General features: G+C 44.1%; 21 protein-coding genes. 14 read left to right on the forward strand and 7 right to left on the reverse strand.

The window, feature by feature from the left end; translation table 11 throughout:
- Positions 1-177: 177 nt before the first annotated feature.
- From gdhA to AC2EXB_RS04385, 3 genes are all read left to right on the forward strand, one after another.
- Entirely contained in the window at positions 178-1,560 is a 1,383-nt protein-coding gene (gene gdhA / locus AC2EXB_RS04375) for an NADP-specific glutamate dehydrogenase (RefSeq protein ID WP_483603890.1), read from the forward strand.
- Between the two features lie 386 nt (positions 1,561-1,946).
- On the forward strand, positions 1,947-2,684 hold the full coding sequence (locus tag AC2EXB_RS04380) for a glycoside hydrolase family 16 protein (protein ID WP_483603891.1): 738 nt from the start codon (positions 1,947-1,949) through the stop codon (positions 2,682-2,684).
- Positions 2,685-2,708: 24 nt separating this feature from the next.
- The gene (locus tag AC2EXB_RS04385; protein ID WP_483603892.1) at positions 2,709-4,283 is read left to right on the forward strand and encodes a glycosyltransferase family 2 protein; all 1,575 of its coding nucleotides are present in this window, start codon (positions 2,709-2,711) and stop codon (positions 4,281-4,283) included.
- 84 nt (positions 4,284-4,367) lie between these two features.
- On the opposite strand, the gene AC2EXB_RS04390 is transcribed toward AC2EXB_RS04385, so the two are convergent.
- Positions 4,368-4,874 carry a DUF2798 domain-containing protein gene (locus tag AC2EXB_RS04390; protein WP_483603893.1) on the reverse strand — a complete coding sequence of 169 codons (507 nt, stop codon included), beginning with the start codon at positions 4,872-4,874 and terminating at the stop codon, positions 4,368-4,370.
- Positions 4,875-5,259: 385 nt separating this feature from the next.
- On the opposite strand from AC2EXB_RS04390, the gene AC2EXB_RS04395 reads away from it, so the two are divergent.
- The 3 genes from AC2EXB_RS04395 to AC2EXB_RS04405 all read left to right on the forward strand — a co-directional run bounded on the left by AC2EXB_RS04395 (position 5,260) and on the right by AC2EXB_RS04405 (position 8,077).
- Complete coding sequence (locus AC2EXB_RS04395; RefSeq protein ID WP_483603894.1) at positions 5,260-6,459, forward strand: Bcr/CflA family efflux MFS transporter; 1,200 nt, start codon at positions 5,260-5,262, stop codon at positions 6,457-6,459.
- Positions 6,460-6,545: 86 nt separating this feature from the next.
- Entirely contained in the window at positions 6,546-7,508 is a 963-nt protein-coding gene (locus tag AC2EXB_RS04400; protein ID WP_483603895.1) for an Abi family protein, read from the forward strand.
- A gap of 20 nt (positions 7,509-7,528) precedes the next feature.
- Positions 7,529-8,077 (forward strand): DUF1697 domain-containing protein, encoded by a 549-nt coding sequence (locus AC2EXB_RS04405; RefSeq protein WP_235198466.1) that lies wholly within the window; start codon positions 7,529-7,531, stop codon positions 8,075-8,077.
- A 175-nt stretch (positions 8,078-8,252) separates the two neighbouring features.
- Here AC2EXB_RS04405 and mug read toward each other — a convergent pair whose 3' ends face one another.
- A complete protein-coding gene (gene mug, locus AC2EXB_RS04410) occupies positions 8,253-8,759 on the reverse strand; it encodes a G/U mismatch-specific DNA glycosylase (protein WP_483603896.1) in 507 nt (168 codons plus the stop codon).
- Between the two features lie 160 nt (positions 8,760-8,919).
- Here mug and AC2EXB_RS04415 point away from each other — a divergent pair, with 160 nt between their 5' ends.
- On the forward strand, positions 8,920-9,480 hold the full coding sequence (locus AC2EXB_RS04415) for a DUF488 domain-containing protein (protein ID WP_483603897.1): 561 nt from the start codon (positions 8,920-8,922) through the stop codon (positions 9,478-9,480).
- Between the two features lie 101 nt (positions 9,481-9,581).
- Here AC2EXB_RS04415 and AC2EXB_RS04420 read toward each other — a convergent pair whose 3' ends face one another.
- Positions 9,582-10,277: an SDR family NAD(P)-dependent oxidoreductase gene (locus AC2EXB_RS04420; RefSeq protein WP_483603898.1), complete on the reverse strand. Its 696-nt coding sequence runs from the start codon at positions 10,275-10,277 to the stop codon at positions 9,582-9,584.
- A gap of 184 nt (positions 10,278-10,461) precedes the next feature.
- Here AC2EXB_RS04420 and AC2EXB_RS04425 point away from each other — a divergent pair, with 184 nt between their 5' ends.
- A complete protein-coding gene (locus tag AC2EXB_RS04425) occupies positions 10,462-11,355 on the forward strand; it encodes a macrolide 2'-phosphotransferase (RefSeq protein ID WP_483603899.1) in 894 nt (297 codons plus the stop codon).
- A 197-nt stretch (positions 11,356-11,552) separates the two neighbouring features.
- Positions 11,553-12,914 (forward strand): VWA domain-containing protein, encoded by a 1,362-nt coding sequence (locus AC2EXB_RS04430; RefSeq protein WP_483603900.1) that lies wholly within the window; start codon positions 11,553-11,555, stop codon positions 12,912-12,914.
- A gap of 54 nt (positions 12,915-12,968) precedes the next feature.
- On the opposite strand, the gene AC2EXB_RS04435 is transcribed toward AC2EXB_RS04430, so the two are convergent.
- A complete protein-coding gene (locus AC2EXB_RS04435; RefSeq protein WP_483603901.1) occupies positions 12,969-13,406 on the reverse strand; it encodes a VOC family protein in 438 nt (145 codons plus the stop codon).
- Positions 13,407-13,639: 233 nt separating this feature from the next.
- Here AC2EXB_RS04435 and AC2EXB_RS04440 point away from each other — a divergent pair, with 233 nt between their 5' ends.
- On the forward strand, positions 13,640-14,515 hold the full coding sequence (locus AC2EXB_RS04440; RefSeq protein ID WP_483603902.1) for an AraC family transcriptional regulator: 876 nt from the start codon (positions 13,640-13,642) through the stop codon (positions 14,513-14,515).
- Between the two features lie 52 nt (positions 14,516-14,567).
- On the opposite strand, the gene AC2EXB_RS04445 is transcribed toward AC2EXB_RS04440, so the two are convergent.
- Positions 14,568-15,032, reverse strand: coding sequence for a BsuPI-related putative proteinase inhibitor (locus tag AC2EXB_RS04445; RefSeq protein ID WP_483603903.1), 465 nt, complete (start codon positions 15,030-15,032; stop codon positions 14,568-14,570).
- Positions 15,033-15,455: 423 nt separating this feature from the next.
- Between AC2EXB_RS04445 and AC2EXB_RS04450 the strand changes: the two genes are divergently transcribed.
- The gene (locus tag AC2EXB_RS04450) at positions 15,456-16,055 is read left to right on the forward strand and encodes a YdcF family protein (RefSeq protein WP_483603904.1); all 600 of its coding nucleotides are present in this window, start codon (positions 15,456-15,458) and stop codon (positions 16,053-16,055) included.
- A 41-nt stretch (positions 16,056-16,096) separates the two neighbouring features.
- Here the strand turns inward: AC2EXB_RS04450 and AC2EXB_RS04455 are convergent, their stop codons facing one another.
- The gene (locus AC2EXB_RS04455; RefSeq protein WP_483603905.1) at positions 16,097-16,999 is read right to left on the reverse strand and encodes an oxidoreductase; all 903 of its coding nucleotides are present in this window, start codon (positions 16,997-16,999) and stop codon (positions 16,097-16,099) included.
- Between the two features lie 144 nt (positions 17,000-17,143).
- On the opposite strand from AC2EXB_RS04455, the gene AC2EXB_RS04460 reads away from it, so the two are divergent.
- Together AC2EXB_RS04460 and AC2EXB_RS04465 are read left to right on the forward strand one after the other, a co-directional pair.
- On the forward strand, positions 17,144-17,872 hold the full coding sequence (locus tag AC2EXB_RS04460) for an ABC transporter ATP-binding protein (RefSeq protein ID WP_483603906.1): 729 nt from the start codon (positions 17,144-17,146) through the stop codon (positions 17,870-17,872).
- Entirely contained in the window at positions 17,869-18,600 is a 732-nt protein-coding gene (locus AC2EXB_RS04465; RefSeq protein ID WP_483603907.1) for an ABC transporter permease, read from the forward strand. Before AC2EXB_RS04460 ends, AC2EXB_RS04465 begins: the two co-directional genes overlap by 4 nt.
- 45 nt (positions 18,601-18,645) lie before the next feature.
- Here AC2EXB_RS04465 and AC2EXB_RS04470 read toward each other — a convergent pair whose 3' ends face one another.
- A complete protein-coding gene (locus AC2EXB_RS04470) occupies positions 18,646-20,034 on the reverse strand; it encodes a bifunctional metallophosphatase/5'-nucleotidase (protein ID WP_483603908.1) in 1,389 nt (462 codons plus the stop codon).
- A 143-nt stretch (positions 20,035-20,177) separates the two neighbouring features.
- On the opposite strand from AC2EXB_RS04470, the gene AC2EXB_RS04475 reads away from it, so the two are divergent.
- Positions 20,178-21,365 carry an aminotransferase-like domain-containing protein gene (locus AC2EXB_RS04475; protein ID WP_483603909.1) on the forward strand — a complete coding sequence of 396 codons (1,188 nt, stop codon included), beginning with the start codon at positions 20,178-20,180 and terminating at the stop codon, positions 21,363-21,365.
- Positions 21,366-21,400 lie beyond the last annotated feature (35 nt).

Below are 21,400 nucleotides of genomic sequence, written 5' to 3' on the forward strand. Positions count from 1 at the left end.
TGAGCTGCTGGAGAATAGCGAAAGAGGCTGTTTTCTGCAGCTTTTATCGTTTTTTTATTCGGAATTTGATTTGCTTCCTCTTCTGGCAATTTGTATAATGGGATTTAATATTGTTTTTTCCGAATAATTACTCATGTCTGTCAGATCAATTAGTATGCAATCGAGGGGGAAAATACATTGAAAGCAGTAACTGAAAGCATCCAGACAAAAGAGCAATCCGCTCATGAATACATAAAAGCTATCCATAAAAAAGTAAAAGACCGTAATCCAGGCGAAACAGAGTTTCTGCAAGCGACATGGGAAGTTTTTTCTTCGCTGCAGCCAGTGTTTGAACAGCATCCAGAATATGTAGAAGAAGGGATTCTAGAACGTATTTCTGAACCGGAACGATTTATTGCATTTCGTGTGACATGGGAAGATGATCATGGAAATGTACATGTGAATCGCGGCTACCGTGTGCAATTTAACAGTACGCTTGGGCCATTTAAAGGCGGACTTCGTTTCCATCCTACCCTTACCGGAAGCGTTGTGAAATTTCTTGGATTTGAACAGATTTTCAAAAATGCTTTGACTGGTCTGCCAATAGGAGGCGGTAAAGGCGGCTCTGATTTTGATCCGAAAGGGCGGTCAGACCGTGAGATTATGCGCTTTTGCCAAAGTTTCATGACAGAACTGAGCCGCCATATCGGACCGGATATTGACGTGCCGGCTGGGGATATCGGTGTTGGAAAACGCGAAATCGGTTATTTGTTTGGCCAGTACAAGCGAATCCGCAATGCATTCGAAGCGGGTGTTTTCACAGGGAAAAACCCCGACAATGGGGGAAGCCTGATCCGGAAAGAAGCCACCGGCTATGGGACAGTCTATTTCGTGGAAGAAATGCTGAAAGGTGAAGGGCTTTCCTTTGAAGGCAGCAAAGTCATTGTTTCAGGGTCTGGGAATGTCTCTATTTATGCGATGGAAAAAGCGATCGAGTTTGGTGCAACCGTAGTCGCCTGCAGTGATTCGGAAGGATATATATATGATCCCGAAGGAATTGATGTAGATACAGTCAAGCAGCTGAAAGAAGTGGAACGCAAACGAATCTACCACTATTTAGAACATCATCCGAAAGCGCGCTTTGGAAAGGATAAATCAGGTATTTGGAAAATTCCTTGTGACATCGCACTTCCGTGTGCAACCCAAAATGAGATTGGCCGAGAAGGGGCAGAGGCGTTGGTCGAGAATGGGGTGAAAGCCATTGGGGAAGGAGCCAATATGCCATGCAATGAAGAAGCTGTTCGCGTTCTGACGAATAACCAAGTATTGTTTGCTCCTGCAAAAGCTGCGAATGCAGGTGGAGTTGCCGTATCCGCTATGGAAATGTCCCAAAACAGCATGCGTTATTCTTGGACTTCTGAAGAAGTGGATGAAAAGTTGCATCAAGTGATGAAAAATATTTATAAAAACTGCATCGAAACTGCAGGGAAATATGGTGCCCCCGGGAATTTGATTGCCGGCGCCAATATTGCCGGATTTAAAAAAGTGGCGGATGCTATGCTCGAACATGGATTAAACTAATTTAAACTTCATATTGCTGGAAACAAAAAACGCTTAGACAGTTTTCTGTCTAGGCGTTTTTTTTATTGCAAATTTTGTCTTCACTTCTCCAATTGTTTTGTCTTCGATAATACCCATTTTTTACGAAAGTTTGTAAAAAAGCGGAATTCATATATTTTTAGTATAAAGCATTCTAAATATTAAGAAAATTTAACTCAATTTTAACCTTAGCACTATATTGTAACCTCTATGACTCAGAAAATAAGGTTTAAATAGTCATATAGTATTAGTTGTCAAAAATAAACAAGTTTTTTATTACTTTTAGGCAGGGTGATGGAATGAACGTTTTGAGCGGCACAATTTGTGCATCAATGGCGCTATTTTGTTTAGCAGGAGGAGGAACTTATATGGATTATTTGCCGCCGCCATCATCAGAATCTCCATTAGTGAATAACGAGGGTGTGTTGGAAGATCACAATACTATGCCTTGGAAAATCGTTTGGAACGAAGAGTTTGATCAGGCACCGCTCGATCCAGCTCGTTGGAATGTGTTGGACGATCCTTATGGATACGGAAACAGAAGCCAGCATTACAAGCCCGAAAATGTAGAGGTGAGTGAGGGCAATTTGAAAATCCATACCAAAAAGGAGATGTCTCAAGGATTTCCATATACGTCAGGAGCGGTCACCACAAAAGGAAAAGTCGTATTCAAATACGGGAAACTCGAGGTGAGAGCGAAATTTCCGGCGGGGACGGGATTGTTGCCTGCCATATGGCTTTGGAACAACGCAGGAAAAGCATTTCCGGAAATCGATATCGTAGAAATACTTGGCCAACAGCCAGGACAAGTTTGGAGCACGATCCATTATGAAGTGAACCGGATATACGGAAAGGATTATAACCTTTCGGATTTGCCGAATTTGACGACAGATTATCATACGTTCGGCATTGAATGGTATCCCGAAAAGATTACATTTTTCGTTGATGGGACGCCTATGTATACAAGCACGACTTTTGTGCCTGATGAAGAAATGTACTTATTCATCAACACAGGGGTGGGTGGCGATTGGGTCGGAGAACCGGATGAAACTACACAATTTCCAACACAGCTGCTTGTCGACTGGATTCGTTACTATCAAAAATAAAAATAGAATTAAGGGGATGGAATTATGAGTGTGTTTTTGATTATTTGTTTAGTACCATGGGCCGTATTCTTCACGATTCAATTATTGTATTTGGTGTTAGCGTTGAAAATGACGAAAAAAGATACGACTATCAGAAAAGATTTAGAGGAGTCGAAAATGTCGATTCTTGTTCCCGCATATAACGAAGCAAAAGTTTTAGCAAGTTGTTTTACCGGATTTCAAAATTTGGATTATAAAAATTTTGAATTGATTTTAATTAATGACGGGTCAGATGATGAAACAATGAAATTATTGGTGGATTTGCTGGATTTGAAGGAAGAATTGCTCTTAGCAAAAGACAAATTGGCTTATAATCCAGTCATCCGTACCTTTGTTTCTGCCGCTTACCCCCATGTGAAAGTGCTTGATAAGGTGAATGGAGGAAAAGCGGATGCCTTGAATGCAGGAGCAGACTATGCTTCTGGCGATATCGTCATTACTTTGGATGCGGACAGTATTCTACAAAAAAATGCCTTGACCCATATAAATGAAGCGCTGCAAGACCCGAATGTAATCGCTGGGGGCGGCATGGTGCATGTCGGACAAATGTATATAAAATCGAAGCCATCTTTTAAAGGGAACGGACTGACTCGTTATCAATTGTCTGATTATATGCTGTCGTTTTACGTTAAACGATTTGTGCAATCGAAATTCGGAGTTGTTTCTGTCGTATCCGGAGCTTTTGGTGCATTTAAGGCGTATGCTTTATATGAAGCGGGAGGATATAAAAAGACAATTGGAGAAGACATGGAAATTACGCTCAGAATGCAGCAATTAATCAAAAACACCTATACAAAAGGCAAGCTGGTTTTTGTGCCGAAAGCCGAGTGCTATACAGAAGTGCCAGGCGACTTTAAAAGTTTATCAAAACAGAGAGTTAGGTGGCAGAAAGGATTTATCGATGCTTTGAAGATGTACCATAAGGGGAAAGTGGAAAAGCTCGGTTTTAAACTTGTCTTTTTCATCTTTATCGATTCATTGCTGCCTGGAGTGGCAGGCATTTTTACCACGGCATTTCTTGCCTACGGTTTCATAACAGCAACAGTGTCGGATTTGACGCTGTTGTTATTGGCCATGACCGCAGTGCTTCAAATTACGCAGCGCGTCGGATCATATGTGGTTTCAAACAGATACGGACATGCCTATCCAAAATTGGATTACCTCAAAATCACTTTATTTTCCGCTATGGAATTGGTTAGTTACCGTCTTTTAGATGCTTATTATTTCTTATATGGTTCCATCGCATACGCACTTGAACGGGAACATACGTGGAACAAGCTGGAGCGGACAGGAATCGTTTCCATCTATCCAACTGAACCTACTATCTCTACGCCGCTTCCGCTAGTTGGGGCTTTGCCGATTAAAGAAGTGGCGATGGAAATAGCGGCCGCTATTACTCCGACGCCTGATTTCCAAGAAGAGCCAGAAACGGTGCCAGAGTTGCTTCAAGAACTTGTCGCGAAAACTGTGCTAGATCCAATCGAAGATTTAGTGGCAGAGGTAAGCCAAGAAAGTTTCCGTGCGGCCCAAGGAGAAGAACATCGTATGAATTTGCACTAAAATATCTGAAATTTCAGTTATATTATATTCTTTTCTTCTATTCAATATAAAAACTCCCGGACTTTTAAAGTCTGGGAGTTTTTCTTATCCTGCAATTGAAGCGAGCGCTTTTTTATCTTGTGCGTCATGCATTTTCACCATTACGAAACGGGCAATCGGCTGAATGACTAAGCTTTCAGCAGCAAGGACAATCAGAAAATTGCGTGGCCAATACTGAAGCCAGTTGTGGAAGATTTCAGCATGGAATCCGTTTCCGACAAGATCGCCAATGAACGTCATAGCTGCCGACATCCCAAGGACTGTAAAAAGGATGCGGAAAAGAATTTTTGAATTGAAGCTATCCGTAGGCTTAGTGAATTTAGCTGTCAACGCTTCAGCAAGGCGTCCAAAAATAGCAGGTTCGATAATCATTACGATGATCCACATGATGGGCACCATTTTTAAAATTGAAAAGGCGATATCTCCATTGAAAGTTCCGGCAAAATAGATCGTGCTAAATGAGGTCATGAACAACACCGTCATCGTGGAAATCAAGGTACCGTATAGTAAGCCTTCTTTCGAATTTCTTGGCAGTCTTTTTTCTTGTTGCATGTTTTACTTCCTTTCAAAACTCAATTTTGACTGCATATACCAGTAAGTCTTATCTAAATGAAGCATTCATTTCGGCAATGAAAAAAGTTCGAAGTGCATCAAAGATAAAAATGAATTGGATGGAAAGGGAAATATTGCTTCTTTTCATCCGCTATTTTCATCATTGTCAACATACACTTTTGTGAACCTGGCAATCAGGAGCACACTCAATTTAAAGACGTTAATTGGTTCAGTCTGTTTACTACGATACCAATATGGCTAGTTTTGAGGTAAGTGTCCATTTTGTGTCTTTTTAAGTTCCTGAAGAAAAATGAAGAGATTGCTGAAACTGTTCCTGTAATTCATGTATAGTTAATTAGATAATTTAGTGAGAGGTGTTTTATACATGCTGCATAATCCAAAAGGAAGAAAAAGATTGGGGCTCGCTTTGCTTCTCAGCATGCTCGGGGTATTGGCTCCATTGAATATTGATATGTATTTGCCTGGTTTTCCTTTAATCGCGCAAGATTTGGACGCTCATATATCATTAGTCCAGCTTAGTTTGACTGCTTGTTTGATTGGACTGGCAGCGGGGCAGATTGTGGTCGGGCCTTTGAGTGACGCCCACGGCAGAAGGAGACCGTTGATCATTTCGGTCATTCTCTTTGCGTTGTCATCGCTTCTCTGTGCTGTAGCCCCGACGATTGAGTTATTGATTGCCGCTCGTTTTCTGCAAGGTTTTACAGCTTCAGGAGGAGTGGTCTTATCAAGAGCTGTAGTCAGTGACGTTTTTACGGGAAGGGAAATGACGAAGTTCTTTGCTTTACTGATGGTCATCAACGCCGTTGCACCTATGGTGGCACCGATTGCTGGAGGAGGCATTCTTGCATTGCCCTTCGGAGGCTGGGAAAGTATTTTCTACTTTTTAAGTTTGCTTGGATTGATCATGGTTGTGATTGTCATGGTGCGGCTGCCCGAAACCTTGCCGCCTGAGAAGAGGATGCCAAGTTCGATTGGAACTTCCATTCGGACAATGGGGAGCTTGTTCAAGGCGCGTCCTTTTATCGGCTATGCGCTTGTCGTCGGCCTGATTCATGGAGGAAGTTTTGCTTATGTGGCAGGGACGCCTTTTGTTTATCAGGAAATATACGGCGTATCACCGCAAGTGTTCAGCGTGCTCTTCGGCATCAATGGAATCGCAATGATTCTAGGCAGCACCATCATCGGAAAGTTCGGCGGAATCGTCTCTGAACACCACTTATTGCAAGGTGCAGCATGGGTCGCTGCTGCTGCGACATTGGTATTATTCATTATGACGATTATTGAAGGTCCGCTCGCAGCACTTGTCATTTCAATTTTCATCTATATGATTGCAGTCGGTATGACGTTCACGAGTTCGTTTACGCTGGCTATGCGAGACCAAGGGCACCGGGCAGGAAGTGCCAGTGCAGTCGTTGGCATGCTGCCGCTCGTTATCGGTTCGATTGTGTCGCCGCTAGTCGGCATTAACGAATTATCGGCAGTTCCGATGGGGGCGATTCTATTTGGATCATCTGTTCTTGGACTGCTTGCATTTGCCACTTTGACTGGAAAGCCTAAAGGGTAGTGGAGCCGCATTTATTGCGGTTCTTTTTTATAGTTTATTTCTTTGGCGTGCTCGATTAAAGTAAGAGAAAGAAGTATTTACAGAGGATGAGAATTGTGAAGTTTTTTGCAGACCATGATGAACAAATACAGATTTTGCGCGAACGGGGATTAATCGTAAAAGATGTGGTTCAGGCGAAACGGATTTTGTCCCGTGAGAATTATTACGCTTTGATCGACGGCTATAAAGAACCGTTCATGGAACACGATGAGCGTTTAAATCCTTATAGCCAGGAGCGTTACCGGGAAGGAACGGAGTTCGGCCATATTTATGCACTCTACCGTTTCGACCGGGAATTGCGCATCTTGCTGCTGAACGAACTGCTGAAATTTGAAAAGAATATGAAATCAAAGATCGCTTATCGGTTCTCTGAGAAATTCCAGGGCAAGGATAGCTTTTTAGAGCCTGGAAATTATAGCGAAAACAGGGAACATCACCACGAACGCGACCGCATCATTTCGACGCTCGCGAACTTGATCAAAAGCCATAAAAAGCGAGACCGCGTGAGGTATCCAGCTATCCGAGATTTTTTCGACAAGCATCGGAATGTGCCGCTTTGGGTGCTCGTCAATTTTTTATCGCTCGGACAGATCATTAACTTTTATCAAGTGATTGATGAGGAACTGCGGGAAAGGATTGCCCAGAACTTTGCGGAAGAATTCAGTGAAGAATACACAAACCTGCAGCTGAGCGCACACGAGCTTGATGCCATCTTAGAAGTGGCATTTCCTTACCGCAATAAATCTGCGCATGAAGAAGTGATTTACCGTTTTCGGCTGCCGCATCCAGTTGACCTTAAGGATTTGGAAATCCGTCTGCAAAACGAATCCGGCAGTTTAAGCCAAGGCACTGTGTACTCAGTTGCCGCTTTACTAAAGCTTGTGCTGGCAAAGGAAGAGTACGACGTTTTTTCCGCTGAATTGGCTCGATTAATAGATGAATTGAAAGAAAATGTCCAAAGCCGGGCTTTCGGCATCATTATGAAAGACGCAGGGTTTTATTCACTTTAATGGAATGGGAGAGTGGAGTAATGGGCAATACTTACGTAGCGCTGCTCAGAGGAATTAACGTTGGCGGCAATAATAAAATCGATATGAAAGCCTTAAAACAAGCATTTGAACAAGCAGGGTTGGAAGCAGTAAAGACTTATATCAATTCGGGGAATATCCTTTTTAAAAGTGATCATGCATCAAAAAAGGAACTGGGGCCAATCACGGAAAAAGCCATCTATGAGCAATTCGGTTTGAAGATCAAAGTCCTGATTTATGCGGCAGAAGAATTCATCTCCATCGCCAAAGCACTTCCGGAAAATTGGTTGAATGATAAAGAGATGAAAAGCGATGTCTTATTCCTTTGGGAAGAAGTGGATCATGAAAACGTAAGGGAACTGCTTCATCTGAAACCGGAAATTGACCAAGTCATTTATGTCCCCGGCGCTATTCTGTGGTCGGTTGCGAGAGAAAATGTCACTAAAAGCGGCATGGTGAAAATTGTCGGAACGGATATTTACCGCAAAGTCACCATACGCAATGTCAATACAGTCCGTAAACTCGTGAGTCTAATAGAGAATTTAACCTAATAAAAATGGCCATCCTTTCGGTGAAAGGATGGCCATTTTTATTGTGAAGCGTATTTTAAGGATTACTGGGCGTATTTCCGCATCAATGGGGCGTATTTTTCACTCAACTGGGCGTATTTCACAAAAACTGAATAAATCCAGTTAAAATGAACATGGCCAGAAAACCTCCAGATAATTAGACGTAGCGTTTTAAGTCCTCGTAGATTTGGACGATTTCATCGAATTTCATGCGCACAAGGCCGGATGAGGAAGGGGCGACGTATTCGATGACTCCAGGAAGTACCGGCTCTTCCTGCAAGCCCCATGGGATTTGGCGCTTTTTGCTGTATTCCTGGTAGACGCCTTTGCCGACAAAGCAGACAGCGGTCGGTTTGAATTTCAAGATTTTTTCTTGGAGCGATGCTGCGCCTTCCTTGTATTCAGCTTTCGTTATCTCGGCCGCTTCTTTTGTGGGACGGGCGACAATATTCGTTAAGCCGAATCCTAAATCGAGAAGCTTGCTGTTTTCTTCTGGGGCAAACTTCCAAGGGGTTAGGCCAGCTTGATACAAGATCTTCCAAAATCGGTTCGTTGGGTTGGCATAGTGGTAGCCGGTTTCTGAAGAGCGGATGCTCGGATTAAAGCCGATGAAAAGGATTTTCAAATTTTCTTTTAGGTGATCGGAAATCGGTTCGAGTTGCAAAAACGGATGCCTCCTTTATTGAATAATTCATAGTAATTCACTTTACCGTATTGTAGCATCCTTTCACGTACAGAAAAAACTGTGGGTACTGCATGGTTTAATTTGAGGCAGAGCAAGGAATAGGAGAAGCAAGCGAATAATGAAACGAGGAGAGCTTGCAATGATTATTTACACCATCGGGCATTCCAGCCATTCAAAAGAATTTTTCCATAAAATGCTGAAAGAACAGGAGATCGAATTATTGGCCGATGTCCGGGCATTCCCTGGCAGCAAAAAATGGCCGCAGTTTTCGAAAGGAGTTTTTCCGGAATGGCTTTCAGCGGAAGGCATCACTTATGAACACTTCGGCAAACTTGGCGGCAGGCGAAGAAAATCGAAAGAAGTGGACGAGGAAGTGAACGCGGGCTGGCGCAACCGTTCTTTCCAGAATTATGCGGACTATACTTTGAGTGAAGAATTTCAGCAAGGCATTGAGGAATTGCTGGAAAAAGCTTCTCAAAAACGCGTGGCTTATTGTTGTTCAGAACGCCACCCATCTCGCTGCCACCGTTTGTTGATCAGCAACTGGCTCGTGGCAAACGGACACGAAGTCCAGCATATTATTGACGGGAAAGACGAGACAGTAGAGTTTGTCCCGCACGAGGTCGGGATATGGGGAGCGCGAGCTGAAGTCAAAGAAGACGGTTCGGTCGTTTATCCGAAAGAAGAGCCGCCTGCATAAAAAAGGCAAACCTCTCAATGAAGGAGGTTTGCCTTTTTCGCTATTTCTTATTTTACGTTCGTGAACCCGCCATCGATGCTGATGACTTCGCCGTTGATGTATTATGCTTTAGACGTTAATAGGAAAGCGACCAGTTCAGCCACTTCTTCCGCTGTCCCTAAACGTTTTTGCGGAATGCCGGCTGTTGCATTGGCTTTCATTTCCGGGTTCGCTTCGTAGAAAGCTTTAACCATTGGCGTTTCGGTTGGACCTGGAGCGATTGCATTGACGCGCAACCCATCTTTCGCATATTCCGCTACCATGCTTTTCGTCAAACCGACGATGCCGTGCTTCGTTGCAGAATAAGTGACAACTGAATCCTGCCCAATGACGCCAGCGCTAGATGCCGTATTGACGATAGAGCCTCCGCCATTTTTCAGCATAGCTTCCGCTACATAGCGAACACCGTACAATGCGCCCATCAAGTTAATGCCGACGATTTGTTCGATTTCTTTGATTTCTGTTTCCATGAAGTATTTTCCGCTGCCAGAAATGCCGGCATTGTTGAAGAAGTACTCAATGGAACCAAAATGCGCTAGTGTTTGATCCACGTAGTTTTTGACATCTTCCGATTTTGAAACATCCGCTTTGATGAAAATAGCATCTGGTCCAAGCTCTTTTACCATCTCAACCGTTTCGTTGCCGCCTTTTTCGTTCACGTCAACAATTGCGATGTTGATGCCATCTTTTGCTAAACGAAGTGCAGTAGCTTGTCCTAAGCCACTTCCGCCTCCGGTAATAATTGCAGCTCCACTCATGAAAATCATCCTCCGTTTTTTGTTAAAAAGATTTGTTCGTCCTATACCTTTTGAACTATACCCCTTAAAAAATTTAAAAAACAATGATGTGCTCACGCTTTGAAAATCCGGAATTATCAATAAAATAAAGGGATTTCCGATGCAATGAAGAAAAGATTACAAAATTCTTGAAAGGCGGAGAGTCATGAAAAAAGAAGAAATAAAAGCGTTGGCAAATAAGTACGGCTTTGATCTGGAAGCGGGAGAATGGCGAGTGAACGAATCCGGCCTTGATTTCTTAGTAGTCCTTTTTAAAGACGCAGCACATATTTCTTGGGTTCTGCGAATTCCGAGAAGAACAGATGTGCAAAAGGAAATTGAAAAAGAACAGAAGATACTGAGACTGGTGCAGCCGAATCTCAGCGTACAAGCACCAAAATGGGAAGTGGCTTCAAATGATCTAATTGTTTACCAGGTATTGGACGGGTTGCCTGCTGGGACGATCAATAAGGAAGAACAGCGCTATGATTGGGTGATTGACCCGGAAAATTTGCCGGCGATTTATATCGAGTCGCTGGCGAAAGGAATGGTGTCACTTCACTCCATTCCTTTTGAAAAAATTCGAGACCATGGATTGAGCGCTCCAACTATAGATCAAATCAAAGAAACGCTGCAAAATCGAATGGACAAAGTAAATCGTGAAATGGGTGTCAGTGAAAAATTATGGGCACGCTGGCAGAAGTGGATGAATGAGGAATCTATGTGGCCAAAGCATACAGGATTTATCCACGGAGACTTGCATCCAGGCCATATTTTAATCGGTGCTAACGAAGAAGTGACCGGTTTTATAGACTGGACTGAAGGGAAAGTGGCAGACGTTTCTACTGATTTTATCGGTCATTTGCGCACCCATGGTGAGCGTGAATTGAGCAGGCTGATTCAAGCGTATGAGCAGGCAGGCGGCATCGTTTGGCCAAAGATGAATGAGCATGTTATGGAGCTTGCGGCCACTTATCCAATTGATATTGCTGAATTTGCCATTAAGTCAGAGAGCGAAGAATACATGGAGATGGCGAGAGCGGCATTGAATGAAGCGTAAGGCGCCATATATGTCTTGAGCCATTCAGCTGATCAGTTGGATGGCTGTTAAGATGCATATCTCTTTTGAATAAACTTCGAAATAACTAATTGAACGGGAATAAAGTAGTTTATAAGAACCAAAAAGGGAGAGAAATGAAACTTCCGTCAGCGAAAGGCGTAAATGATTCATCATACAAGCAAAATGGAGGAAGCAAAATGAAAAATGCTAGATGGCTATTGGCAATCGGGTTAGTGTTCGCATTTCTTCTTGTTGGCTGTTCTGAAGAAAAGAATACCAGTGCAGAAGAAAAGCCAGGGGCTGAAAAAGAAGCAGCCGAGCCGAAAAAAGAAAAAGACACAGAATTAGACATACCGGAAGCGGCTATACATAATGTCGAGAAAATCGTAAAAGAAAAAGGACAGTATAATACCCAAGAGCTAACCGAAGAAAATCAACAAGAAATTTTGCAAGAGCTTGAAATGTTGCCGGACAATTTAACGGGAGAGGAAGCTTATTCAATCGCCGTTTCTTTGTTTGCAGCGAATATTGAAGAGGAAGCCCGGAAATTCGAGGAGTTGGATCCGACCATTCAAATCGATTCTTCGACACCTGAAGATGAAATTGAGATTCCGGAACAAGAAACGGTCAATGTCGCGATCTTACTGGATGCAAGCGGCAGCATGGCAGGGGAAGTAGCCGGTGGGCAAAAGATGAAGCTGGCCAAGCAGGCGATACAGCAATATGCATCTGACCTGCCAGAGGGGTCCAATGTGATGCTTCGCGTTTATGGCCATAAAGGGACAGGAACGGAAGAAGCAAAAGAAATGTCGTGCAAAAGCAACGAAGTAGTGTATGAATTAGCGCCATATGGAGAACAGGAATTCACTGCGGCATTGGAAAAGTTCGATCCGGCCGGCTGGACTCCTTTGGCAGGGGCTATCCAAGCGGCTGAGCAAGATCTGAAGCAGCAGACCGGCGAAAATGTGCGCAATGTCATTTATGTCGTCAGCGACGGCATTGAAACGTGCGGAGGCGATCCAGTACAAGCAGCATCGTCATTGGCCGAATCCAATATCCAAGCTGAAGTGAACATCATCGGTTTTGACGTGGACAATGAAGGGCAGAAGCAATTAGAAGCTGTGGCAAAAGCGGGCAATGGCCAATACAAATCGGTGTATTCGGAAAGTGAACTGAATGATTATTTAAAGCAGGAATACAGCCGGCTTTACTGGGAATGGCTCGCTTGGGGAAATGACCGTTCTTTCGAGATCCTTGCCCAAAGCAATGACATCTATTTCGAGCTGCTAGCGCTCAATAATGACATTTCGTTTAAAATCCTGTCAGCCAAAAATGAAATGCACAGCTTGCACTACGATTTAAAGGAACTGGATAAGTTCAAGGATGAAGAAGCGGTCAAGCGATATCTCGAGCTGATTAATATCCGCCACGACACGGTCAATCATTACTTCGACCAGGAAAAAGAACGGAAAGACAGCATCCGAAAAGAAATGAAAGCAGCTCTCGAGAAGAAAGTGGATGAAATGAAAGAAGAAAAGCAAGAGACGTACAAACAATAAAGGAGTTTAAAAAAGGCGCAATCTCTTGGAGGAGACTGCGCTCTTTCTATGGGGTCATTCGGTATTGGCATCCACTGAGATCTGCCATTCTATGCCAAACTTATCTGTCAGGGCACCGTACAGCGGACTCCAGAACGTTTCCTGCAAATCCATCATGACAACTCCACCGTCAGCCAGCTTGCCAAACATTCGCCGTGCTTCTTCCATATCGTCCAATGTGACAGTCAACGAAACATTATTTCCTTTTTGAAAAGACATGCCCATGCCAGGTGGAACATCAGAAATCATCAGCATATCCCCGTTTTTCATATTGAGCTGCGCATTCATCACTAAGTCCCTTGCTTCTTCCGGGAGGCCTTCCGTATTGCCTTCATTGGCTTCGCCGTACGTCGTTATTCCGGCCAACTGGGCATCCAATACGTCGACATAAAAATGGGTTGCTTCTTGGCCATTGCCGTCAAAATTCAAGTAAGGAAACAATTTCGTGATCATCCTAACCCTTCTTTCTATATTTTTTGCCCGAAGGCATTTGATGCTGGAGAATTTGAAAACTTTCCAAGATGCCACGACACTCGTTATGATTAGAGTATAACAGTTTTAAAGGAATAAATGATCTTGTTTATTGAATATTTAATCTTTTTGGCAGGCGATATTTTCCGTATAGAAAATATCGGTCAGCCCGGAAAACAGTCCGCTAAAATGGAGACAGAAGGGAGGTTGAAGGCATGGATATGCTGAAAGGGATGAATGAAGCGTTGTCGTACATCGAGAGCCAATTGGATGGGCAAATCGATTATGGCCAAGTCGCCAGAATTTCGGGCGTTTCAGAATTTCATTTCCGGCGGATGTTTTCCTATCTTTCCGGGATGAGTTTAGGGGTCTATATTCGAAATCGGCGTTTGTCAAAAGCGGCAATGGAACTTCAGCAAGGAAAAGAGCGAATCATGGATTTGGCGGTAAAATACGGGTATGAGTCAGCGGATGGCTTTAGCCGGGCTTTTCGCGATTGGTCAGGCATGAGTCCTTCTGATGTGAAAAACAGTTCCTCTTTCAAGGTGTTTCCGCGCCTGACTTTCCAATTAACGATTCAAGGAGGAATGGATATGGAATATCGCATTGAAGAAAAAGAAAGTTTTAAATTGGTCGGCTTGAAAAAACGGGTGCCGATCGTCTTTGAAGGCCAGAATCCGGAGATTATGAAAATGGTCCAATCGCTTACTGCACAGCAGCGGAAGATGCTTGGGGCTTTTCGAAATATGGAAGTGAAAACGGTCGTCAACGCATCCTTCCATTTTGATGAAGGTCGGTTTGAAGAGAAAGGGGAGCTCGACCATCTGATCGGCTCGATGACAACACTCGATGGCGATTTCGGTGAATTTGATGTGGTAGAAGTGCCAGCTGGTGAGTGGGCAATCTTTAAGGTCTCTGGACCATTTCCGCATACGCTGCAAGATGCATGGGGAAAGATTTTCTCGGAATGGCTGCCGTCGTCAAATTATGAGCTGGTCGAAGGGCCGGAAATTTCCTTTAACGGCAACTTTGAAGATATGCAGAATGTAGAAAGTGAAATCTGGATTCCGGTTAAGAGAATGAAAAACTAAAAAAAGCCGCATTCGAAAAAAACGAATGCGGCTTTCCTATTGCTATAGACGTTTATTGGACTTTGTATTCGGTTTTCGCTTCAAATGCAGGTCCTTCTTCAGGCGTCAACCAAGCTTCAAGCGTATACGTGCCAGGTTCTAAATCAAGTTCAGGCACTTCTAAATCGTAGCTCAGTTTATCGCCTGCTGCGACAGTTTCTTCACCCAGTGCTTGAGTGAACATGCTGACAGAAGAAAAAAGGAATACTTGATCACCCGTTTCATTTGACAAGGCAAAGTCAAAACGCTGCCCACTTGTGAAATCGAACTTTACATCTTCGCTTGTTTGATTGTCGAGTGTATAGCGGAAAGTTCCATCTTCTTCTTTTACGGCGGGCTTCATTTCTCCAGCCTCCTCATTTTCTGCGTTTTCCTTATTGCCTTCTGAGCCTGACCCCGCATCAGTAGTGCCGCATGCAGTCAAGATGAAGCAGAACGCGATGAATGCCAGAAAAAGCAAACTTTTTTTTAATTTCATCGGAATTTCCTCCTTTATGCCATTTCGAGTAGATGGAAATGTGCTTATACATGAGAACGTTCACGTTCACGAAAAGTTACAAAGTTTATCGGCAAAGGCAGCCAAAAAATTGTGGAACGTGATACAGTGGAAGCAAGAGAATCAAAGAGATAGGTTGTGGAAAAATGGGAAGTTCGCTAATTGTCGTCGGAATTGTTTTAGCCATCATGATATCCGTTCCGCTTGTACTGGTATTCCTCGTTTGGAAAAATACGAAAAAAGGATAAAGGATTCACAAGGCCAGCATCGCTGAAGATGCGGCTCTTTTTATTTCAACTATATTGTTTTTGTGACTATTTAATGTTTTTTTAGGATAAAGTCTTTCCAATCGTTTTCTATCGGTAGATAATGAGGGGAATAGAAGAATTGTAAAGGATGAACAGATTGACGAAAAAGATTTCCCGTAAATTGATTGCTGCCGCGCTTTTGTCTTTGGTTTTATTTACTGGTTTTTCAGCCTTCAGCATCTGGACTTACGCTGCTGAAAATGAAACGACGCATGCTGATGCTGCAATCGTATTAGGCACAAAAGTTATTGACGGCGAACCTTCGCCTGCTCTGAGGGAACGGATCCGCCATGCGGTTTCTCTTTATGAAGAAGGTTTTGTAGAAAAGCTAATTTTCACGGGCGGCAAAACGGACGGTTCGGATGTTGCGGAATCGGAAGTCTCGAGAGATTATGCGATGCAGCTAAATGTGCCGGAAGAAGCGATCTTGATCGAGACGGAATCGATGGTAACAGAAGAAAATTTCCTGTATGCCCATGAAATAGCGGATGAATATGGAATGGATGATTTTTTGGTGGTCAGTGATCCCTTACATATGAAACGCGCATTGCTGATGGCTAAACTGGCAGGCATCGAAGCGCATGCCTCGCCTACTGAAACCTCGATATTTAATGACATCAAAAGCAAATTGCCATTTTTCGCTAGAGAAACGGTCTGTTATGTCGGCTATGTGCTGTCTAAAGCGATTCAATTTTAATTATACAAAAGGCATTTCCACTCCTAGGTGGAAATGCCTTTTTAATTTTTTTGGAAGTCAAAAACGACGCCTGTCAGTCTTTCGGAAACGGCCCATAACCTTTGGGAAACGGCTGCATCTTGTGCAATCGCATGGGGCGTATCAAGCGCGGGATAGCCGCGTATCCGGCCAGGACCATCGGGGCCAATATATTCGCCGCCCTTAAGCGATTCTTCAGTAGCTGCATAGATTGTCGGCAAGGCACCGAGGTCCGGAGGCTGAAGAAAGCGGTTTGCTAAGTTTCGGACTGCTGGCGGTGCAGTTCGATTGCCGAATTTAAAGATATTGGTCACTGAAATTCCAGGATGGCAAGCGATGCTTCGAACCGGCAATCCATTTTGTTTCAAGCGTTTATCAAGTTCGAGTGCAAAATAAAGGTTGGCTAATTTGCTTTGATTGTAAAACTTCTTTGCTTTATAGCCTTTTGCACCATCCAAGTTTTCGAACTGGATCTGGCCTCTGTCATGGGCGCGGCTGCTCACGGTAATGATGCGCGATCCAGGCGTGCTTATGAGAAGCGGCAATAAGAGGCCGGATAAAGCGAAATGCCCCAAATGATTGCTGCCGAATTGAAGTTCGAAGCCGTCTTTTGTATAAGACAACGGCGGCATCATAATGCCCGCATTATTGATCAGTAAATCCAATTGGTTAAAGCGCTTCTGAAAACCGGCAGAAAATGCATGGATACTCGCTAAATCCGCCAAATCAAGCGGCATCACATCGATTACCGCCTCGGGGGTCCCGTGAAGAATCGCTTCTTTGGCGATGCTCCCTTTTTCTAAATTTCTCACTGCCAGCACAATGGATGCGCCGCAGTTGGCAAGGATTTTAGCAGTCTCTAATCCGATTCCGCTATTGGCACCTGTAATCACAACAGTCTTTCCTGATAAGTTTGGCGTTTCCATGGCATCAGCTCCTAATGTCTCTATTATGCTCGATGTAAAAGTGGTTCTCAATGCTTTTGGCGTTTCTCATCCTGCCAATCGGGAAGACTGTAATAAAAGCGGCTGCGGCACGAAACCGAGCTGCGGTTATTAGGGGAATGTCCAATGGTGATTGAAATCAAGGAATTGACGAAAAAATTTAACGGTGAGCTGGTAGTTGACCGTTTATCGCTGACAATTGAACAAGGCGAGTTTTTCGCGCTGCTAGGAGAAAATGGGGCGGGGAAAACGACTACGATTAAAATGTTGAGCTGTTTACTAGCCCCAACAAGCGGAGATGCATTGATGCTAGGCGACAGCATTGTTGAAAATTCACTTGCAGTGAAGAAGAAGATGAATCTGTCGCCGCAGGAAACAGCCATTGCACGCAATCTTTCCGTCAAAGAGAATTTGGAATTTATTGCGAAAATCTATGGCAGCAGCAAGCAAGAAACGAAGCGGAAAACAGAGGAACTGATCAGAAAGTTTGGCCTTGAAGACTATGCAGGCAAAAAAGCAAAAAACCTGTCAGGAGGCTGGCAGCGCCGGCTCAGCATTGCCATGGCGATGATATCAGAGCCGGAGATCATCTTTTTGGATGAACCGACAGTCGGCCTCGATGTCCGTGCACGTATCGATTTATGGGAGATTTTGCTGAAATTGAAAGGGGACATCACCATCATTTTAACAACGCATTATTTAGAGGAAGTGGAAGCGCTCGCCGACCGCATCGGCATTATGCAAGGCGGGCGGCTGCGTGCACTAGGGACACTCGAGGATCTGCAAGAGAGAACCGGCTTCAAGAAACTTCAGGATATTTTCATCAAATTGACTGAAGAGGAGGAGCGCACATGAAAGCTTTGGCATTTGCGGGACGAAACCGTAAAGAGATTCTGCGGGATCCGTTGACTCTTCTCCTCGGTGTGGTCATGCCCGTTGCGATGCTGTGGCTGTTTTCCTCTTTGGAAGGGATTATGCCGCTTGACCTTTTCACAATTGAGAAATTAACGCCTGGCATGATTGTATTCAGCTTTTCATTTATCACCTTATTTTCCGGAATGCTGCTTGGGCGGGATAAAACCACGTCGTTTCTTATGCGGATATTCGCTTCCCCGTTGAAGGCAGGCGAATACTTAATCGGCTATTCCATACCGCTGCTGCCGGTTGCCCTTTTTCAGATTGTAGTCTGTTACGCAGCCGGTGTATTATTAGGATTTCCAGTCGATAGCCATGCCATATCGGGATTCGGTATACTGCTCGTGGTTTCACTTCTTTACATCGGTTCTGGGCTGGCACTCGGCACCTATTTTACAGACCGGCAAGTGGGCGGCATATTCGCTATTTTCGTCAACATCACCACTTGGCTTAGCGGCATCTGGTTTTCGCCTTCCATGATTGGCGGCGGCTTTGATCAGGTCGCGGGTCTCTTGCCTTTTGTTCATGCTGTTGATGCAGCAAGAGCTGCGTTTTCAGGCGACTATACGCAATTGCTGGAACCGCTTCTTTGGGTAATCGGCTATACCATCGTCATTTTTGGGTTCGCGATTGTCGGATTTAGAAAGAAAATGAAAGGCAGCAAATAATAGAAGCAGGCTATGGATTGAAACCCATAGCCTGCTTCTATTATTTTAGATAATGGTTTTCGACCCGATTTTCCAGCGTTTTTCTTGAGCCTGATCAGTGAATTGGCGCTGATTGCCATATAGGCGAATCACATCTTTGATTTCTTCCGCCCGGTATTTCACATTTCGGTTGTGGGCAAGAGAAGAGTAGCCGGAGCCGCGCTGCAAATAATCGGAACTTGCAACCGAATACCACCGTTCAAGTTCCAATGCTTCGCCTTGAATTCGGATTTCTTCGATTCGGCTTCCATCATGAAGGACTTCTGCGCCCGAAAGGTGGAGGCTTCCTACGAATTTCCCTCTGAACCCTGGACCTCTCCCGTCGGCCAGGCAACTTTGTGCATCCAGCGATTGTTCGACTGCTGCCAGTAAATCACTGCCTTTAATATCAAATGAGGTCGGATTTAATGGAGAAGGGCAAATCTCGATTAATTTTTTTCTGGAAAGGTGGCCGAAAGCGCCTGCATTTACAATGCCGCTATTGATCAATCCGATTTCGCAGCCCATCATATCGCGCAAGCCATCGGCAATCAGGTTGCTGATCGGATTTTCCTCGATGACATCGTGCCATAAAGGGTACTCAAATTGATAAAGAGGTTCACTCAACACAGCAACCGCTTTTGCTTTATTGGCTTTCAGTAAATCCATGATTTCGGGATCCGGTTCAACATCAGCTGTCGGCAAAGTTTCGGAATGGAGCAACCGGATACAGCCATCGATCACTTCTATTTCGACAATACCGACATGTTCGCCGTAATTTCCGGCGCTATTGATAATCGTGCCTTCAATGATTTTCGCTTCTTTAAACAGTTTGTGGTCGTGCGCAGAAATAATCAGGTCGATTTCCGGTATTTTAGCAGCTAGCGGCTCATCGGCAAACGTACCGACATGGCTAAGGAGAAGACAAAGGTCATACTGGCCCTTGTTCCGCTCGATTTCTTCTTTGATACTGTCTTCGTAGGATGAAATCTTTACGCCCAGTCCGTCATTAAATTCTCCAAGGTCAGGAGAAGAGCCGGTAATGAGAATGCGCAATCCGTTCTTTTCTAAAATCACGCTTTTATGGACGCCTTGAATTTTTGTTTCTTCTTTTTTCATTAAATTATTGCTGATGAACGGAATGGGGCTTGATGAAGCCATATACTCAAGTGTTTCAATGCCGTTGAACATTTCATTGTTTCCGATTGTCAGCGCATCATACCCGACATTTTGCAGAAGCTCAATCGCTGCAAGTCCACGCGTTCCTTGAAGTTCGATGCTTTTGAAATCGGCAAAATCGCCGCCATCAAGTATAAGGTTGTTTTCATCTTTCAGTTGCTTCATGACCGTTGCCGCTTTCGCGAAATTTTCGTAATGACTATGAACGTCGTTTGTGTGGATAATTTTTAATCGCATGTCAATTTCCCCCAATGATTCCTTTGTTTGTTTCCCTTCTTATTTTAACGAATAAATTTACAGAATGCTTAATAAATTTCAATGCGGTAGAATGAAATAAAAGAATCGAGAATGCCAGGTTTATTGCAGAAAGGATGAAGACAATGAAATCAAAAATCCCTTATTCCAAAGAAATTCAGCTCGCATTAAAAAACGATCCGCCGGGACAGTGGATGGCGGCATTTCCTTCCGGTGCTATCCGGTTAAATTCAGGATATCCGGACCCAAGTTTAGTGCCTTCAGTGGAAATCAAACAAGCGGCGGCGCGTTTGCTGGATGGGGAAAAAGATTTGCCGCTCCATTACATTGGCAGCCCAAGAATTCCGCAGCTCGAAGAATTCATCTGTCAGCGCATGTCAAAGAGAGGGGCTGCGACTTCTAATGAAGAGCTATTGATCACTTCTGGAGCTTGCCAAGCCATTGATTTGGTCGCACGCGTTCTGTTGGATAGGGAAGCAGTTGTAGCGATTGAATCGCCGACTTATATGGAAGCGTTGGAAATCTTCCAAAACTATACCGATAAATACATAAGCATCCCAGTAGATGATGAGGGTTTGAGAACAACGGAACTTGAACAAATTTTATCTGAACGGAAAGAAAAGGGAGAGGCGCTTCCGCGTATCCTCTATACCATTCCGACTTTCCAAAACCCGACAGGGACCACTTTATCGCTTGAACGGCGAAAGCATCTTTTAGAGCTCGCTGAACAATTTGATTTTCTCATAGTGGAAGACGATGCATACGGCGAACTGGGCTTTGAAGAAAGCCCACAATTATTAAAGGCATTGGACCAAAGAGAACGGGTCATCTATATCGGATCATTTTCGAAAGTGGTGGCACCCGGCATGAGAATTGGCTGGGTGACGGGACCGAACGAGTTGATCGAAGTAATTGGCTGGTTTAAAAAAGATTTGGGCCATCCATTCGCACAAGCGACCTTGTCCGCTTATTTGGAAACAATCGACTTTGACAGCCATCTAAAAAAACTGGTGGCTGTCTATCAAGCGAAAGCTCGGGTGATGGTGGAAGCGCTTGAAGAATTTATGCCAAAATCAGCTGTCTGGTTTTTGCCGAATGGAGGATACTTCCTTTGGCTTCGAGTTCCGGGAGTCGACACAGCTGAACTTTTGGCCAAAGCGCATGAAGCGGGGCTTGCCTACGTCCCTGGCCGTTTTTTCTTCCTGGATCAGCAAGAAGGGCTCGAGTTTCTTCGCCTGTCCTTTAGCTATACAAGCGAAGAAAAGATTGGCGAAGGCATCCGTTTACTTGGCAAAGTGCTAGAAGAGAATTAAAAAAAGGAGTTCCCGTCAACCGGTAAGGTTGACGG

The organism is Planococcus alkaliphilus (assembly GCF_057031095.1).